The sequence below is a fragment of the Halalkalibacter okhensis genome (assembly GCF_000787375.1).
Lineage (GTDB): Bacteria > Bacillota > Bacilli > Bacillales > Bacillaceae_D > Halalkalibacter > Halalkalibacter okhensis.
This window is the reverse complement of the sequence record NZ_JRJU01000063.1, coordinates 1-16007: the sequence shown is the minus strand read 5'-3', so window position 1 is coordinate 16007 and position 16007 is coordinate 1. Positions and strand designations below refer to the sequence as shown.

At 35.0% G+C, this 16007-nt stretch carries 22 protein-coding genes and 2 pseudogenes; 2 read left to right on the top strand and 22 right to left on the bottom strand.

Annotated features, from left to right (window positions below):
• Positions 1 to 226: 226 nt before the first annotated feature.
• The 3 genes from LQ50_RS23135 to queG all read right to left on the bottom strand — a co-directional run bounded on the left by LQ50_RS23135 (position 227) and on the right by queG (position 2976).
• A complete protein-coding gene (locus LQ50_RS23135; RefSeq protein WP_034634004.1) occupies positions 227 to 1108 on the bottom strand; it encodes an amidase domain-containing protein in 882 nt (293 codons plus the stop codon).
• Positions 1109 to 1236: 128 nt separating this feature from the next.
• Positions 1237 to 1767 carry a methylated-DNA--[protein]-cysteine S-methyltransferase gene (locus LQ50_RS23130; RefSeq protein WP_034634003.1) on the bottom strand — a complete coding sequence of 177 codons (531 nt, stop codon included), beginning with the start codon at positions 1765 to 1767 and terminating at the stop codon, positions 1237 to 1239.
• A gap of 69 nt (positions 1768 to 1836) precedes the next feature.
• Positions 1837 to 2976: a tRNA epoxyqueuosine(34) reductase QueG gene (gene queG, locus LQ50_RS23125; RefSeq protein WP_034634001.1), complete on the bottom strand. Its 1140-nt coding sequence runs from the start codon at positions 2974 to 2976 to the stop codon at positions 1837 to 1839.
• A gap of 77 nt (positions 2977 to 3053) precedes the next feature.
• Here queG and LQ50_RS23120 point away from each other — a divergent pair, with 77 nt between their 5' ends.
• Both LQ50_RS23120 and LQ50_RS23115 read left to right on the top strand, forming a co-directional pair.
• Entirely contained in the window at positions 3054 to 3725 is a 672-nt protein-coding gene (locus tag LQ50_RS23120; protein ID WP_034633999.1) for a B3/B4 domain-containing protein, read from the top strand.
• A gap of 72 nt (positions 3726 to 3797) precedes the next feature.
• Entirely contained in the window at positions 3798 to 4238 is a 441-nt protein-coding gene (locus tag LQ50_RS23115) for a Dps family protein (RefSeq protein WP_034633998.1), read from the top strand.
• 164 nt (positions 4239 to 4402) lie between these two features.
• On the opposite strand, the gene LQ50_RS23110 is transcribed toward LQ50_RS23115, so the two are convergent.
• The 19 genes and pseudogenes from LQ50_RS23110 to LQ50_RS23030 all read right to left on the bottom strand — a co-directional run.
• Positions 4403 to 5284, bottom strand: a complete 882-nt coding sequence (locus LQ50_RS23110; protein WP_034633996.1) for a GNAT family N-acetyltransferase — start codon at positions 5282 to 5284, stop codon at positions 4403 to 4405.
• A 188-nt stretch (positions 5285 to 5472) separates the two neighbouring features.
• Positions 5473 to 6048, bottom strand: a complete 576-nt coding sequence (locus tag LQ50_RS23105) for a hypothetical protein (protein WP_034633995.1) — start codon at positions 6046 to 6048, stop codon at positions 5473 to 5475.
• A gap of 110 nt (positions 6049 to 6158) precedes the next feature.
• Positions 6159 to 6503, bottom strand: coding sequence for a hypothetical protein (locus LQ50_RS23100; protein ID WP_034633994.1), 345 nt, complete (start codon positions 6501 to 6503; stop codon positions 6159 to 6161).
• A 142-nt stretch (positions 6504 to 6645) separates the two neighbouring features.
• Positions 6646 to 7103: pseudogene (locus LQ50_RS23095) on the bottom strand (tubby C-terminal domain-like protein).
• Between the two features lie 568 nt (positions 7104 to 7671).
• Positions 7672 to 8145: a hypothetical protein gene (locus LQ50_RS23085; RefSeq protein WP_034633991.1), complete on the bottom strand. Its 474-nt coding sequence runs from the start codon at positions 8143 to 8145 to the stop codon at positions 7672 to 7674.
• A 237-nt stretch (positions 8146 to 8382) separates the two neighbouring features.
• On the bottom strand, positions 8383 to 8700 hold the full coding sequence (locus LQ50_RS23080) for a DUF4181 domain-containing protein (RefSeq protein WP_034633989.1): 318 nt from the start codon (positions 8698 to 8700) through the stop codon (positions 8383 to 8385).
• Positions 8701 to 8824: 124 nt separating this feature from the next.
• Positions 8825 to 9238 (bottom strand): hypothetical protein, encoded by a 414-nt coding sequence (locus LQ50_RS23075; protein WP_034633988.1) that lies wholly within the window; start codon positions 9236 to 9238, stop codon positions 8825 to 8827.
• Between the two features lie 129 nt (positions 9239 to 9367).
• A complete protein-coding gene (locus tag LQ50_RS23070) occupies positions 9368 to 9820 on the bottom strand; it encodes a hypothetical protein (RefSeq protein ID WP_152608283.1) in 453 nt (150 codons plus the stop codon).
• Between the two features lie 146 nt (positions 9821 to 9966).
• The gene (locus LQ50_RS25860; protein ID WP_202595411.1) at positions 9967 to 10134 is read right to left on the bottom strand and encodes a hypothetical protein; all 168 of its coding nucleotides are present in this window, start codon (positions 10132 to 10134) and stop codon (positions 9967 to 9969) included.
• 69 nt (positions 10135 to 10203) lie between these two features.
• Positions 10204 to 10371 (bottom strand): hypothetical protein, encoded by a 168-nt coding sequence (locus LQ50_RS25855; protein ID WP_202595410.1) that lies wholly within the window; start codon positions 10369 to 10371, stop codon positions 10204 to 10206.
• 66 nt (positions 10372 to 10437) lie between these two features.
• The gene (locus LQ50_RS23065; protein WP_034633985.1) at positions 10438 to 10617 is read right to left on the bottom strand and encodes an LPXTG cell wall anchor domain-containing protein; all 180 of its coding nucleotides are present in this window, start codon (positions 10615 to 10617) and stop codon (positions 10438 to 10440) included.
• Positions 10618 to 11059: 442 nt separating this feature from the next.
• Entirely contained in the window at positions 11060 to 11194 is a 135-nt protein-coding gene (locus LQ50_RS26380; RefSeq protein ID WP_272913748.1) for a hypothetical protein, read from the bottom strand.
• Between the two features lie 181 nt (positions 11195 to 11375).
• Positions 11376 to 12212 carry a nucleotidyltransferase domain-containing protein gene (locus LQ50_RS23055; RefSeq protein WP_034633983.1) on the bottom strand — a complete coding sequence of 279 codons (837 nt, stop codon included), beginning with the start codon at positions 12210 to 12212 and terminating at the stop codon, positions 11376 to 11378.
• Positions 12213 to 12438: 226 nt separating this feature from the next.
• Complete coding sequence (locus LQ50_RS25610) at positions 12439 to 12600, bottom strand: hypothetical protein (protein WP_161784718.1); 162 nt, start codon at positions 12598 to 12600, stop codon at positions 12439 to 12441.
• 196 nt (positions 12601 to 12796) lie between these two features.
• Positions 12797 to 13246, bottom strand: coding sequence for a GNAT family N-acetyltransferase (locus tag LQ50_RS23050; protein ID WP_034634007.1), 450 nt, complete (start codon positions 13244 to 13246; stop codon positions 12797 to 12799).
• A gap of 70 nt (positions 13247 to 13316) precedes the next feature.
• Positions 13317 to 13700 (bottom strand): hypothetical protein, encoded by a 384-nt coding sequence (locus tag LQ50_RS23045; RefSeq protein ID WP_034634005.1) that lies wholly within the window; start codon positions 13698 to 13700, stop codon positions 13317 to 13319.
• Between the two features lie 32 nt (positions 13701 to 13732).
• Positions 13733 to 13933, bottom strand: a complete 201-nt coding sequence (locus LQ50_RS23040) for a helix-turn-helix transcriptional regulator (protein WP_034633981.1) — start codon at positions 13931 to 13933, stop codon at positions 13733 to 13735.
• Between the two features lie 217 nt (positions 13934 to 14150).
• Entirely contained in the window at positions 14151 to 15281 is a 1131-nt protein-coding gene (locus tag LQ50_RS23035; RefSeq protein WP_034633979.1) for a WG repeat-containing protein, read from the bottom strand.
• A 490-nt stretch (positions 15282 to 15771) separates the two neighbouring features.
• Positions 15772 to 16007 (bottom strand): annotated as a pseudogene (locus tag LQ50_RS23030) (hypothetical protein); the annotation flags it as partial.

The following is a 16007-nucleotide window of genomic DNA, read 5'->3' as shown; positions in this document are numbered from 1 at the left end:
TTAAAAGGCTTAAACCCTCTACGGCGGCTCCGCTCATCGCGCCGATTCGGTACCAAAAGGGAAGTTCGCCCTTTTGTTTCTTACTTGTGCTCACTCCCTTTGCGATGGCTCCACTCGCCGTGCGCCTTTTAAGAAGACCACTTAAAAGGCTTAAACCCTCTACGGCGGCTCCGCTCATCGCGCCGATTCGGTACCAAAAGGGAAGTTCGCCCTTTTGGTACCGAATCTATACAATAATCCTAAAAAATTTGTATTTGATATTGGGGGTCCAGGCTGTTGAGTCTTCGTATTTCCAGTAGCGCATTCGGCTATTGGTTGTTTGGGCGTTGACTAGTGGTTCACCGTTGGCGTCTTTATCTACAACAATGGTCGAATGCTGCCATCTACCATTGCCGTCAAAATCATAACATATGACGTCACCTGGCTCTAATTCCCTCGCACTTTCCTTTTCTTCCCCTCGTAAGCCTCCATTGGCTCCACTTAAATACCACCTGAACGCATGGGCAACCGTCCAACTATAGCTCCAATTATTCGATCTGAACCACCAACCACTTGACCGGTTGGGGTACCCGTTCATATTGGCCCCGCCAGCATGCAAGCATTGTGAGATATAGTTGGTGCAGTTGTTCGTAAATTTACGATATTGAGGGTTATAGTCATCCCACCACCGTTCAGCATATCGAACGGCCTCGAGACGATTGTAAGAACGATTGTGAGTCATCTTTGTTCCCTCACGAATTTGTTGTTCATTTATTTTCATTTCCTGCTCTTGCTCCTGTGGCTCAAATGCATTGTCTTCTATAAGCTGATTATCTAGAAACGTCGCCCTTCTAGATTCTAGTTGTTCTTCTAGGTAAACTTGGTCTTTTAGTTTAATTAAATATTCACACCGTTGATGGTAATCGATATATAAATGGTCTTCCACACGTGATGTGCGAATAATATCACCTTCAACAAAGGCACGAACAATTTCCGCTCCTCTTTCTTTATTCATATTGATCTTTTTTTCAACGAGCTCATCTACATTTTCCCCTCTTATCTCTTCAACAAATTGATGATTTCTTCCTTCAATCAATTGATGCAATTGGTGTATAACCTTTCTGTTCATTAAACATTCTCCTTTCTTCTATAACCAACCTATGCCTTGTTGCTTGTTCGAAATGAAACAAAATGATCACACCATTTACAAATAAGAAGAAAAATAGCAAAAAAAAAGAATGACTATGTCATCCTCTCTTACGATATTTTTTCGATGGCTCCTTCTAAACTTAAGAGAAGCTCTTTTTTATCTAACCCGCCGCCGTAACCTACCATATTTCCATTGCTGCCAATTACACGATGGCACGGAATGATAATCGGAACGGGGTTTTGATTATTGGCTCCACCAATGGCTCTAACTGCTTTAGGTGCCCCTATTTGTTGGGCAATTTCTTTATAGGACTTCGTTTGTCCGTATTCAATTTCTTGTAGTGTATTCCAAACTTTTTTCTGAAATTCTGTTCCACATAAATCAAGCGGAACGTCAAAACGATCTCTTTTCCCCGCAAAATAATCCTCTAACTGTTCACAAATCGGTTGCAGGGTTTCTTTACAGCGTATCACTTCACCTTTTCTTCCTTGCTTTTTTAGCCAAGCTTTTAATGATACCGAGCATTTGGTTAGCTCGCCAAAATGAATGTGACAAACGCCTTTTTCAGTAGCAACAATTGTAAGAGTACCTAGGGGACTATTCATTTCATCGACATAGTGTATTAATTGCGTTGTCATATAATCCCTTCCTTCCAATGTCCAATCTTTTCCTTATCTTACATTACTAATACAAGACTCGCTTGATAATCAATGCTTATTTTCGATTAAATTTAGCCCTTTTTCGATTTCTCGTACTACATCGTCGTCTTTTTCTGCATTTTTCGCGTTATTGAGTATATTATGCTCCTCTAAGCTACCTATTTCACCAATAGCCCAAGCAGCTGTCCCTCTAATAACGGGCCTTGGATCTTTCTTTAACAAATCAATTAAGACAGGCAATGCTTTCTTGTCTTTAAAATGGGCCAAAGCAATAATCGCATTCCGCTGTATTGGTTTCTTCCCTCTCCACGAACCAGATACATGACCGAACTTTTCTTTAAACTCTCGATTGCTCATTGTAAGCAATGGAATGAGCTTTGGTTTTGCGATTTCTGAATCAGGCTCCATCTCTGGATGGATATGAAAGTCCTTCCCTTTGTTTTCAGGACAGACTTGCTGACACGTATCACAACCGTACAGTCGATTCCCTAATTTTTTCCGATATTGATCAGGCAGAAAGTTCTTCGTTTGTGTTAAAAAAGCAATACACTTATTCGAATCTAATTGCCCTCCCTGTATTAAAGCCCCTGTTGGGCATGCATCAACACATTTATTACACGTACCACATTGTTCTGTAATCGGTGTGTCCGGTTCAAATGGAATCGTTGTTACCACTTCACCTAAGTACACATAGCTACCAAACTCAGGCGTAATGATCGCACAGTTTTTTCCGCTCCACCCAATCCCTGCGCGCTCTGCTACAGCCCGATCTGAAAGCTCCCCTGTGTCAACCATTGATATGGTCCTAGATTCAGGTAGGCGTTCCTCCAGGAATTCCTCGATTTTTTTCAACCTTTCTCTCAACACATCATGATAATCCTTCCCCCAAGATGCTCGACAGAAAATCCCTCTGCGATCTTCACGCGTGCTTTTTGGCGGGTCTTTCATCTTTGAAGGGTAGGCAAGCGCAATAGAAATAATCGTTCTTGCCCCTTCTACTAGCTTTCCTGGTTGAACTCGTTTCTCTATATCAGGTTCTTCGAATCCAGATTGGTAACCTAGCTCCTGTTGAATAAGAAGTCGATCTTTTAATTGTAAAAATGGGTCTGCAGAAGCAAAACCAATTTTGTCAACTCCTATTGTTTTACTATATGCAATTAGCTCATCCTTTAATTGGGCAAGTGACATGGTCGATCACCTTTCTTCATCCTTTTCCTACCATTGTGCTACAATAAAACAAAAAAATGGCAGGAGGAAACTCACTCATGGTTAATATATTCATTGATGAATCCATCTCATCCAAGATCCCCAGCTTCAAAATTGGGACAATCCTTTACAATCATATCGTGATTAGTGATTCACCTCAAATGTTAAAAGGACGTTTACAATTTTTTCAAGAAACATTAAACGTAGAATTAGATTCTAAAGAAGTAACCGATTTTAAAGGGATTGCCGAGTGGCGTCAAGTATTTAAAGACCTGAAGATGAACCCTAGTAGATACCGTCCTTCTCATGAAGCCCTTTACCGTCGAGTAAAAAAAGGACAACCTCTCCCACTTGTTCACTCAGCTGTTGACCTAAATACATTCTTCTCGTTAGAATATGTCATTCCATTAGGGATTTACGACTTAGCTCATATTCATGGAGATGTGCTCATTCGATTAGGTTTAGAGAATGAAGTGTATGAAGGAGTAAATGGACGCGTGAATGACATGAGCGGGAAGCTAGTAAGCGCTGATCAACAAGGAGCTTTTGGCAGTCCCATTGTTGATTCAAAGAGAACAATGGTTACCGAAGATACGACATCCGCTCTTCACCTTTTTTACTTACGACCTTCAATGGATATAGAGGAGGCTACACAGTTGCTCGAAGCTGCTGGAGGGATGTTCACTCAAGTACATGGAGGGGACTTTCAACATAAAGTTGTCACTTTTTGATAGAAAAAATTGGTTTATAATTTGATTGAAATGGGAAATAGTAAAGTGAAGATCAATAAAGGAGGTCATCGTATGAGTCAAGAAAAAGTATCATCAATCTTAAACAAACAAATTGCAAACTGGAGTGTACTATTCATCAAGCTTCACAATTATCATTGGTATGTGAAAGGACCAGCCTTCTTTACCCTACATGATAAATTTGAAGAATTGTACAATGAAGCCTCTACACATATCGACGAACTAGCTGAGCGACTTCTTGCCCTTAAAGGACATCCTGTTGCAACAATGAAAGAGTTTCTAGAAACCGCATCTGTGAAAGAAGCGAGTGGAAACCAAGATGCTGAGTCAATGGTAGGAGAATTAGTTGATGATTTTGATACATTAATTGAGGAGTTAAAAGAAGGCATGGAGGCAGCTGATTCATTAGGCGATGAAACAACAGCAGACATGTTACTGGCCATCCATCAATCACTAGAAAAACACAACTGGATGCTCCGTTCATTCTTGAAATAAACCATAAGTACTCCTTAAAGTGAATCACGGATTCGTTTACCCATCACAAAAATTCAAATTACAAACTGATTATAAAATTGCATAACAAAAAGCACCGTGTTTCGCGGTGTTTTTTGTTACCAAAGGCTAGAGCGTTCCATTACAGAAACGATTAGAAGTTATGTTCAGTTTATGCCTATTTGTTTAGTGAAAAAAGATAAATCATGAATATGTTGAAATCCAACTTTCTTATATAAATTAATAGCATTTTGATTACTAGAATTGACACAAAGAGTTATAGACTGAATGCTCCCGATAGCAAAAAGCCATGTTAACGCAACAGTTAATAATTGATACCCAATCCCTTTTCCTCGCTCACTTTCTTTTACAGCAAAGAATTCAATACTTGCTTCTCCATAGGCTGGTTCTGCCTCTACATAAACATAACCACTCAAATTATCGTTTGCTATTATAAACACTTTATTATTCTCATTTAGTCGCTCAATTATTTGCTGCCCATTATAATAGGTACCAGGAAAAGATTCCTCATGCAACTTTATCATTTCTTCAAAATACTCTTCTCTTATTTCTACAATAGGAACCTCTTCTAATTCGTCTTTTCTATTTCGGCTGAATGTCAATATGGTTTGGTCACTATGTTTACTAAACGAAAGATTAGTAGCTAGCTGGCTTACTTTGCGATTTTTACTATTTGGAAACATACTAATTGAATTTATTTCTGCTGGAAGTAATTCATACATTGCCTCCCACATACTATTCACAATATCCCATTTATTGTCTTTAACAAAAGGTCCCCATATTTCAGCACTATCGCTCATTAGATCAGCATCGAACCCTAAAACACCAATCAACTCTTCTTTTTCATACACCGTCACAAAGCTCTTATCGTAAGGAATATCTGTAAGATCGTCATTTAACGAGTGAGCTATTTCAAAACGATCTTTGCCACAATACCCAATATGTGAATGTTCCATTTTGTTTAACTCTGAAATAAATTCAGCTACCATTTGAATGTCATCTTTTTTCATTAGATTTATTTTGGCCATATCATGATCTCCACGTCTCTTATGTCTTTGTCAAAAAATTTAGTCCCTTCATAAAGGTTTTATATAAATTTCTATTTTTATGATAAATTACCTTCCTCTTCTTAAACTAAAAGAGCGTACCTGATGCTGTTGCAGAAACGCAGTTACTTTAAGTGTAATCATTCACAATATAAAATTGAACTATATTGTTATTCTAGTGGATTTTTCTTTTCAGTTGGATAATCAATTGAATTAGCTATTTTAACTAATGCTTCAGGAGTAACCTTTTCAGAAACTCCTTTAGGAATACTAAGCATGTATTGCCAATTATCTCTTTCAAAGACAAGGGCTTCGATTGATTCCGAAACGTTAATAAATTTTGCTTTATTTCCATTCTTTAGTTTAAATATTTTAACAATACGTTTATCTTTGATTTGAATTCTATGCTCAATAGGTCGAACAAAGATAAAATAATGATTTTCCGATGATATATCACTAATAAACTCCAATTCAAGAGAATCGTTTATTTCACCATCTGCATCATTAAACCTGCCGAAATGATGTGTAAAGGTTAAAGGAGGGAGTCTAAGAGGGAGTTTTAAGTCTTGTTTAAAATGCTGCTCAAATTCTTTTACAGCTTCTTCAACCGTTTTATATCCAATTTCAGGATATATTTCCTCAAAAGGTCGAGTCTCATTGTTTGTAGTTGCCGATGCTGTTTCACTGTTTGCATCAAAGATTAAGATACTAAAAACGAGCATTACAAGAAGAATGCTTTTCTTCAATTTACATCACCCTAAACTTGTATTTAGGTATACTTTTACCCTCCAACAAGCAATTATTCATTAACCTGCCCATTCGTGACATAAGCAAGTTAATAACCACTTTACATTTCTTATCCATACAAGAAATAGATGGCAAACATAATTAGAAGAGAAATTAATATACTTCTAAATCTGTTCTTTCTCCACGTATCAACTACTGATACCATACCACCGATTGCAAGTATTATTATTCCAATCGTATTTACTATTTCTGTTCTTAGAATACTACCAATCTGAGCTATAAAGATACCAACAATCGTAAACCCTATTGTGAAAATAAAACGAGGTGTTTTAAAATCACTTTTTGCAGATTTTCTATCATCGACATTCATCTTTAAATAGGTTCTAATCACCATAAAGATAGGGATTCCCCACATAATAAAAAATGGAACCAAGCTGTCAAAATCTATACTCAAATAACCCCTCCAAGTGAAACAATATTTGATATTGATAAATTTTTTTGAGCTCTCTTGCTCCTTTACTTTAACATTAATTTCCCTTTTTTTTACATATGAAAAAGCATCCCTTGTTGAAGGAATGCACTCGTTTAAGAAGAAATTAAACACCTATCTCAAAAGCATGTAAGATACATAATGCTAATTTAATATCTAAATCTTCCCTTAGAACCTTTATATAGTTTGTTTTCGGACCTAACGCCCGGTCATGTTCCACCCAAATTATTTCCTCGTCACCTTTTGAAAGTGTTGTTCTTTTATCAAATGAATCCTTTGAGATAAGATAAGTTTGACCATCAGTTTCAAACTCTAATTTTTTATTTAATAATTTAATATTATTCACTTCTGTTGCAACCATTTTTTCTTGAGTCTTATCAGTATATGTATTATGAAACTTCCTACGGAGCGACCAGGCATCTATTGCTTGTACCATTTTTTATTATTTCTATCCATTAGTGCAATATTTACAGATGTTTTGGGATTGCGGAGCAATAGGAGAAAATCTATTATATTTTGATTAAACCTCTGTAATACAAACTCAATTTCTTTTTTATTATTCATTACATCAACTTCTATTTTTGAAGCTATATTAAATGGTACTTCATAGAAATGACAATCTTAATAATAGAAAAAGCCTTCCCCTTTTCTATTTTAGATTCCACTTCTTTCACCCCCGAACCCTTTTATTCTGCTTATAGTGGTCATATATATTTTTATATGTTATCTAAATCAGCTCCTAACTAAAAACAGTAAGTATACCCATAATTTCTAAGAATTTTTGACTTAACACTATGAAAAATACACCACTTAGTATAAATGTGATAAATAATCTTCTATTTTCACCTAACCTAAGTTCCCATGTCCCTAATGTTATTAAAAACATTCCGACTAAAATTAAAATCAACTCAACGAAAATCGGTAAAAAAATTATAAACACCTATATCCCCCCATTTATTATTTAATAAAACTACAAGCGATCTAAATACTTGGTTGATCGAATAACCCTCTTTGCTGATACCAAAAAAACCCAATAAACTTCTCCGATAAAATTGCCTCGTTAGCGGAATAAGGAAAGCGATGCCTTGTTACAGCATCGCACCCGTTTGTTTAAGTACAACCCTTCACAAACTTAGAGGTCTTCGATAATTACTGGTTTTATGTCATCATCATAAAATTGAATGAAATAAATGAAATTTTCAAATGGGAGGTACCCAGCATGTAACAGATCTTCATTAACAGTTAGTGGATATTCTCTTTCTTTTGGAAATATTCCATTTAAATAATATAATTCATCTTCTGGTTCCATTCTGTATGACCAAATGACCTCTTCTTCTTCTATTTCCTCCAATTTGTAAATAGAACCCGAAAATACCGTTCCGTTCACTGAGACATAAGCATGAATGTTATTGGCAGACTTAAGTAGAAATACAGTTCTTTCTCCATCAGAGTAAGTTACCAAATCCTCTACATTTACTTCCTTATTTTCATAAGAGGAAATCCGTTCAATGACCTCTTCTTGCTCTTGTGAAACATTATCCGTTGAGCACCCTATCATTAACAAACATATAAAAACTAAATAGATATAAAGTATATTTTTGAACATTTCATCCCCCCTAACTTATTAATATTAATCGTAACATCTATATCAATGCGGTAAAAAAGTTAACTCCTTCTTCCGTTTTCCTGCTTCTATAATGCAACAGGAGCTGCCTCATTCAACAGCCCCTTGTTTAGCTATTGCTACCCATTCCTTGAATATGATAAGTGACAACAACTTTGAACTAACTTTATTTATTTTATAAAAATATAGAATATAACAGGATAGATAGATACCAAGGTATTAAAAAAATAAGTGGAACAAGATACGCTTAGAGTGATTAAGGTATATACGTTTCATTAATGCTTCAAAACCATACACAATTGTAACAATTATAAAGACAGACAACCAACTATTAAAATAGTCCGACCACCAATTTAATATAATGAAAAAGTAAGCAATTACAAGTATTGCAATGGTCCAATTACCATACACGTAAATCTCATAACCTCTATTGGTTTCTGAAATCTTATCGTCCTCCATTTGAAACTTTCTCTTTATAATTTTCTCAAATAGGAACCATATTCCTAAAACTGCAAGTAATAATGTAAAATTGAACATCAGGCACTCCACCCCCGTACAGACTATTCAAGTATTCTACCCTTTACTTCAAAAAGAAAGAGCGATTACCCTTTATTAAGCAATCGCTCCGGTTACTTCAAGTAGGATTTCAAGCAAAAACTACTTATTCCCACCCATTCGATGAATATTCAATAAGTTCCATACTTATCTTTTCATCAATAGTTACAGAGAATTTTAATGAATCCCTCATTTCCGTTTTCAACTTACTTTCGTTGCTATCTTGATAAAACCCTTCTACATCGACTAAAACATGATAACCGGCAAAATCTGATTCTACAAATTCTGCAATCTTAATGTTTTCCACACCGTACCCAATCGAACTATCTTCTTCTAGATCATATTGCTGTTTTATGGCTTTAATAATTTCTGGGTTAAACAAATACATTACTAAGTCAACTTCTTTAACTTCTCCGCTATTCGCAATTGCTGCTTCATCTAAATTAATAAAAAGGTAAGTGACCCCTATGATAGTTAAGGTTACCATGAATGCGATTGAAATCAATTTGCTCTTTAACAAACTAAATCATCCCCCTAATTGAATGGTCTAGTTAATATGTATTCTTAACGTACTCAGATAACCACAACTTGTCAGTATTAAAGTAACAAGCGTTCCTGCTCTATTGCAAAAACCCTTCCGTTAGCTTAATTACTCTTTTATAGTATCTACCTCTTTTATTCCATTTGTTACATTTATCGAGTTTTTATTCAATGTATGACCCTCTACAATTGAGATAAAGTATTCTTCGTTGGACAACTCGATGAAGTTTGGTTTTTCATTAGTCTTTTCGAAAAAGATAGTATATTCGTTACCATCCATTGTGATTAGTTCCCAGGCAGCACCTATCTCCATATGAACACTTGCAGATATTTTGAAAGCATAAAATCCATCATCATCCGCCTTTAATTCACCGACGAAATAAATATTCTCTCTCCACTGTGTAACTAATAGGAGTTCGTTCTTTGTTGTTGTAACCAAGTCAATGTTCCCTCTTATATTTTCATTTTCAATAAAATGTTCTAACGTTTCTTCTTGAGTTGAAAAATGGGTGATTTCATCTTTAATATTTGAGGAACTTTCAGAACAACCAACTATTAGCAAAAGCGTTATCACAAACAGCAAACTTAACTTAAATTCTTTAATGGAAAACCGCCTCCTTTACCATACATTTAACCATAAAAAACCAAATACCTTGTTGAAGTAATCTGCTCCCGTTAGTTGAGGAAACTTTTTCTCTTTAACTACTTTCATTCTTTTTTTATTTTTAATTTTGAAGTTACTAAATATACTGCAATGAATGTTAATATAAAATCAGTATAGGGACTACTAGACCCACCTAGAAGAGTTGCACCAATCATAAAAACTATACATGTCAAAACAATTAAAGCTAATACATACATACCAAAATTCCCCATCATAACCCCCATTCAGTTCTAAACATAGTCTCGGTTTTCATTAATGACCCCGTTAGAACAAGAAAGAGTTTAATTATTACTAATTGCATTTTTCTTTCTAAAGTAGCGAAACATTGCTAGAACTACTGCTGAAGTGAATAATAAAAACGAAATCATTATAGAAAGCAATGTAAAGGCCTGTGCCATAAAACTCACAATTAACATGACTATGCTTAAAACAAATAAAATAATAACCATATAAATTCCCCCTTTGTATTAGAAAGAAGCGTCCCTGCTGCTGTTGCAGAAACACTACCCATTATTTTATAAAGGTGATTGTGATTGTTGTTCTTTTTTCCTTCTACCGACTATAGCGCCAACTAATAAAAATCCAAACCCACCAATTTTCAGGATTATATTTCCTATCTCGCCAATACTATTGATTGATAATGAGAACAGAAATGCTCCAAAAAGAATTAATGGAATAGAAAATATCCACCTCAATTATTCAACCCTCCAATATCCTGTGTATCATACTTTTTAAATGAACCTTCTCCTTTTGTTTAACATTAATATCATTGACTCAATTCAACTTTAACATTATTTTCCTTTTGCTTGTGCATAAAATAAAGAAATAGCTTTCCGGCTTCTATTGCAGGAATGCTGCGCTTTAATTCAATAAGAAAAAGAGCTGCTGATCTATCGTTATCTAAAAGAAGTTCTCTTAGATTTAAAAGATAGACTCATCTCCCACCTCCATTAACTAAGAAGGCTTGTCAAAGAAAACTTATCCAATTTCAGATCTTCTGAGTCAATAGGTGGAATATCTCCGTCTATTTTAACTTATTTTTAGTGCTAATTACTAAATAAGGGAAATTTGTCCGCTTATTATCAGATCGGGTACTCCAATACACCAGGAAAATGAATATTTTCAGTTTTCACCCCCTCACGATAAACATTCCTTAAACGAACCATTTATAAAGAGCTTTCTCAAAGTCCCTACTTCTGGTATTAATTTGATATCCCATTTACTTTCTGGAATCTCTGTTGCTGCAGCGTATATAATCCCACTGGTATCCATATTTAACTCCCCCTTTTCATTATGTAAGTACTTCTTCCACAATCCTCCCCGTTAGCGCAATAAGACAAGCGATACCCTCTTAAAGTTCGCTCGCGTTACTTTAAGTACACTTTTTCACAATATAGAAAAGAAATATAAAAAAGTGCAGGAAATAAGATTTCCATACACTTTTTTGTCTTAACTATTTGTTTAATAAAATATCCGTTTCAGAAATAAGTTCTTCAAGTATTTCTAGCCCTTGTCTTGTGCTATCTATGCTTGGAGAAAGTAATGTGATAATTTTATCTATTCTTTTCTTGTAGCTCAGTGGCTTTGTATCAAACCCGTCAATCATTCGAACTGCTTTTTTCTCATTGATACAATATTCTTCATTCATAGCAAATAAAACTTGATTTAGACATGAGATGGTTCGATAACAATGACCTGTAACATACGAAATATCATCTTTATCAACATTGTCTTTAGCAAACATTAAAGAAAAGGATGCTTCGAACATAAAGTAGCCAATTATTGCATCTTTTAAAGGTTTTGGATATGGCATGGTTTTGGATTTTAGTTTGGCAATTCGATTCGATTTATCATCCAGTATTTTGCAGAGGGAGACTTCACCCAAATACATAACATTCAAATATGCATGTGGATGTCCAGTATGGTAATGAGTTGAAACGTTACCTAACAAGCATTCATCAATGACTTGTTCTACTCTATTGACATCACGAAATATTAAATCAACATGATAACCTTGAACAACAATCCATCCACCACCGTTTATCCAAGAACCCCATTTGCCTAAAGATGTAACTAGACTCTCTCTATGTTCATCATCCATCTTGGTAGCAACCCCGCTAACATCGTTGACATTAAAACCTGCCGATTCATCATAGTATATTCCAATGTCAATATCAGAAGTTGCATGATTAGTGCCTCTTGCTCTTGAGCCTCCTAAAACTACCCCTACAATGCCAGGTAACCCGTTTAGTTCCTTAATTATGTCATTTAAAATATTTTTTACAGGCATAAATTTTTCAACTCCCATATATTAGATTAATATTATCTATCCCTTACTTATCCATTTCTTCGCCCTCCATTCATTCAACCTGGCACTGTCGATTATCTTATATATAATTATAAAATCTAAATTCTCATTTTCAAAATAATGAAGGTATACATTGGCTTGAAGGTTCTTCAACTCTTCTGCTCCTTTAGTAGAACAAGGAAAGCGATGCATTTTGCACCGCTCTTTCTCATTTTTGCTTTAATTCCTCGTTTTCTTTCTCTAATTTAGCGACTTTCGCTTGTAGGTCTTCAATTTTTCTTTTATTAGGTCCTACTCGATTTTTAAAGAACACAATAAAAGCCAAAATCAAAACAAAGTAAAACATAATAAACATAATAATAATTTCCATTATATCGTCTCCTTAATATTTATAATTGTAAGGAGTCATTCCTGCCTACACATTAACATAAATTTAAGTATATTTCACAGATATTTACCATTTTTACTATTGTGCTATTCTGCTCCGTTAGCGCAATAAGCCAAAGGAGCTGCCGTTACAACAGCTCCTACTCTTTCGCTCAAGCACCAGTTACTTCAATTAAAGATTATAATTTCTTTTCAAAAAGGGTTATGGATAATTGTTCTTTCACCATGATTTCTTTAATATTTATAAATCCATTCTTTTTATAAAAACTAATAGCTGGTGCATTTTTAGAACCTGTTGATACTTTTATCGTTTCAACCTTGAACGTACTTTCAATGAAATTTAATAGCATCTGTGCAATTCCTTTTCTAAAATGGTTTGGATGCACGATTAACCTATGAATATCAACTTCTTCGTCAACTACTTTAATAGAAATCGCTCCGCATAATTGTTCATTTTCATAATACCCAATGAAAGTTTCTTCGCAATGTTGCATAGTATAAACTGTATCCTTTAATGGAGGTATTTCATAGGAACCAATTATTTCTGCCTCTACCTTATATGACGGTAGTTGAACATTTAAAACATCCTCAGCGTGTTTTCTATTACTAATATCAATTATTTTTATCATAGGAATCCTCACATCCACTTATTATCTTCTTCCACAAACCTGCTTCGTTAGCACCACAGTAAACAATTCGTTAGTAACGTTTTGACAATATAACAAATGAACTGAATACTGTTATCATCGTTAATGCTGTTAACAAACTAACTGTCTGATATCCATTTAAGTTGATGATTTCAAATTGTAAAAGTGGCATGAGAATAATCATATAACCCAAAATAAAAAAATAACTAAAAAACATGCCTCTTTCTCTAATTTTTTTTGAACGTTCATCTCCTTCCTTAAACTGCGGGTATAGATATGATAGACAAAAAGCCATAACTGTTGAACCCAAGAAAACAAGTTCATGTCCTACAAAGAAATCCCCAGTGTATATAGTGGAGAAACCTATTAACAGGCTATAAAATAACATTAGAAAGCCACATATTAAGAAAAAGCTTCTTCCTACTTTATCACTCATCATAAAAAAACCTCCAACTTAGTTTTGGTAAGTTACTCTTCATCTTCTAAAAGAAACACTTCTTCTACAATCGTGTTAAAACAACGAGCAATTTGAATAGCAAGTGGTAATGAAGGATTGTAACGTCCTTTTTCAATTGAAATAATTGTTTGCCGAGACACCCCTAACATTTCTGCCATTCGCTCCTGTGATATTCCATTATCTTGCCTTAATTGTTTCATTCGGTTTTTCATATATAAACAATCCTCTCTATACGCAATTATAATGTAAAGGGGACTTTACTGTAAAGGGAACTTGACACAAAGAACAGCACATTCTAATTATAGAATGTGCTGTTTACAAACCATTTGTTTTTTCGCTCATATTAAATTAACCTCCTCCGTTAGTGCGACAACAGCAATCGCCCTGTTACACTATTGCTTCCGTTAGTGGAATATTTCATCCTTTATTTTACTCCGCAATAAAGACAACTTCCCCCTTTTGGTTAACGAACTGTTCTTTCCCCTCATTAAAGACCCTTGCAAGACCGCCATTAAAGCTATCAGCAAATTCATAGTACTCCTCAATAACTATATTTCCGTTTCTATCAATCGCGCCCCATTTTTCATCGACACTCACCCATGCTAGTCCTTCCGAAAAGCTACTTGCCATTTCATAGCGTGGTTCTATGACCATTTCTCCATCCATATTGATAAAACCCAATAAGCTGTTTAGTTTAACAGGGGCTAAACCTTGAGAGAATTCCCCCACTCTCTCAAACTGGTGATCAATAACGATTTCACCCGAAAGGTTGATAAATCCCCATCTTTCATTTTCATCCTTTTCACATGCAATTCCCTCAGAATAAAGACACATCCTATCCCTTGGTCCTTCATTAATGATCGTACCTTGTTTGTCAATTAAAAACCCCTTCTCACCATCAGACACAAGAGATAACCCTGCGGAAAAATCGGCAGCACTTCGAAATTGGGGTTCGATAACAACATCACCATCCCGATTGATAAAACCTTTACTCATATACCAATCATCTTCACTACCCCATTTACCTACCATCGCCATACCTTCTGAAAATGGGAAAACACGATCAAATTGATCAATGTTAAAGCTAAGTACTATCTCCCCCTGCTTGTTAATGTAGCCTATCATTTGGTCTGTACTTACTGCTGCTAACCCTTCTGAAAATTCACTAGCCTCTACAAAGCGCGGTCCTATGATATACTCCCCTTTTTCATCAATAAAGCCACTACTAATCATTCCATCAATCACCACAGTAACTAGACCGAAACCTTCTACAAAATCAAAGGCTTGATCAAATTGAGGGGGAATGATTACTTCACCATCAAGGTTAATATATCCATACAAACCACTATTAGAATCTCTATAACTAAAAAGAGGAACATCTGCTATTTCGAAGTAAGATTGGTCAATCTCATCAGATAGATTATCTTCAGTTTGATTTACACGTTCTTCTTCTTGACCGGTTTTATCACCTTGTTCGGCTTGATTACAAGCCACAAAGAGCGTACTCATGACGCTTAGTACTAAGGTTCTCAGAAGAATTTCAGAATATCTTTTGTACACGGTTTTCACATCCTAGCTACACTATTATCTATCAACATACTTTCGTCTACTATACTCTTTTCTTTAAAAACCAAATGATTACATCTATCATGTGTTTAAAGGGCTGATTAATGAAAAGGTGGTTACTGTGCTAAATCTCCCGTTACTTGAACAAGGAAACCAATTTAATGTGCCTGTAATCGAAGGATAGAAGCTGTAATTCCAATTAAACTTAAAAGAATACCTATTGGTAAAATAATAAAAAGTATTACAGTAGGTACCTCTACAAAGGTTGACGTTATGCACAACGGAAAACCGATTAACAATGATAGTAGTATTAACAAATCTAATTTTTTAGTATTCATAATAAATAAGCTCCTTTCCCAATTAACTAATCAACTAAACAAAGGTCCATCATAGTAACCTCCTCCGTTAGTCGAACAAGGAAACATGTGTTGGTTAAGTATCGCTCCTTTTTGTTGAATAAGCGAGCTTAATAATTTACGCTTTATTAGCTCTCAAACTTTGTCTTTTTTCCATACACAGAACTAATAATGCTATAAAACCCTGTAATGATGAGAGAGATAATAATTGGATATCCAACATAAACTGTTGGATTCATATGTTCAACTAAACTAAACTCCCCCCATTCAAGCCATAAACGCCAAGCCATTCCAAGGCTACATAATAATAAGCAAATCATAAGAACAAACCATAAACGTTCTTTAAATTGGATAGTCAACACTA

What these genes read in the sequence shown, in the direction of transcription:
- LQ50_RS23130 (WP_034634003.1), bottom strand. Translation starts at nt 1,767, where the DNA reads ATGACAACGCAATTAATACACTATGTCGATGAAATGAATAGTCCCCTA.
- LQ50_RS25855 (WP_202595410.1), bottom strand. Translation starts at nt 10,371, where the DNA reads ATGGTTATTATTTTATTTGTTTTAAGCATAGTCATGTTAATTGTGAGT.
- LQ50_RS25860 (WP_202595411.1), bottom strand. Translation starts at nt 10,134, where the DNA reads ATGGGGAATTTTGGTATGTATGTATTAGCTTTAATTGTTTTGACATGT.
- LQ50_RS23050 (WP_034634007.1), bottom strand. Translation starts at nt 13,246, where the DNA reads ATGATAAAAATAATTGATATTAGTAATAGAAAACACGCTGAGGATGTT.
- LQ50_RS23045 (WP_034634005.1), bottom strand. Translation starts at nt 13,700, where the DNA reads ATGAGTGATAAAGTAGGAAGAAGCTTTTTCTTAATATGTGGCTTTCTA.
- LQ50_RS23080 (WP_034633989.1), bottom strand. Translation starts at nt 8,700, where the DNA reads ATGTTCAATTTTACATTATTACTTGCAGTTTTAGGAATATGGTTCCTA.
- LQ50_RS23040 (WP_034633981.1), bottom strand. Translation starts at nt 13,933, where the DNA reads ATGAAAAACCGAATGAAACAATTAAGGCAAGATAATGGAATATCACAG.
- LQ50_RS23085 (WP_034633991.1), bottom strand. Translation starts at nt 8,145, where the DNA reads ATGTTCAAAAATATACTTTATATCTATTTAGTTTTTATATGTTTGTTA.
- queG (WP_034634001.1), bottom strand. Translation starts at nt 2,976, where the DNA reads ATGTCACTTGCCCAATTAAAGGATGAGCTAATTGCATATAGTAAAACA.
- LQ50_RS23055 (WP_034633983.1), bottom strand. Translation starts at nt 12,212, where the DNA reads ATGCCTGTAAAAAATATTTTAAATGACATAATTAAGGAACTAAACGGG.
- LQ50_RS23110 (WP_034633996.1), bottom strand. Translation starts at nt 5,284, where the DNA reads ATGGCCAAAATAAATCTAATGAAAAAAGATGACATTCAAATGGTAGCT.
- LQ50_RS23115 (WP_034633998.1), top strand. Translation starts at nt 3,798, where the DNA reads ATGAGTCAAGAAAAAGTATCATCAATCTTAAACAAACAAATTGCAAAC.
- LQ50_RS25610 (WP_161784718.1), bottom strand. Translation starts at nt 12,600, where the DNA reads ATGGAAATTATTATTATGTTTATTATGTTTTACTTTGTTTTGATTTTG.
- LQ50_RS23120 (WP_034633999.1), top strand. Translation starts at nt 3,054, where the DNA reads ATGGTTAATATATTCATTGATGAATCCATCTCATCCAAGATCCCCAGC.
- LQ50_RS26380 (WP_272913748.1), bottom strand. Translation starts at nt 11,194, where the DNA reads ATGGATACCAGTGGGATTATATACGCTGCAGCAACAGAGATTCCAGAA.
- LQ50_RS23135 (WP_034634004.1), bottom strand. Translation starts at nt 1,108, where the DNA reads ATGAACAGAAAGGTTATACACCAATTGCATCAATTGATTGAAGGAAGA.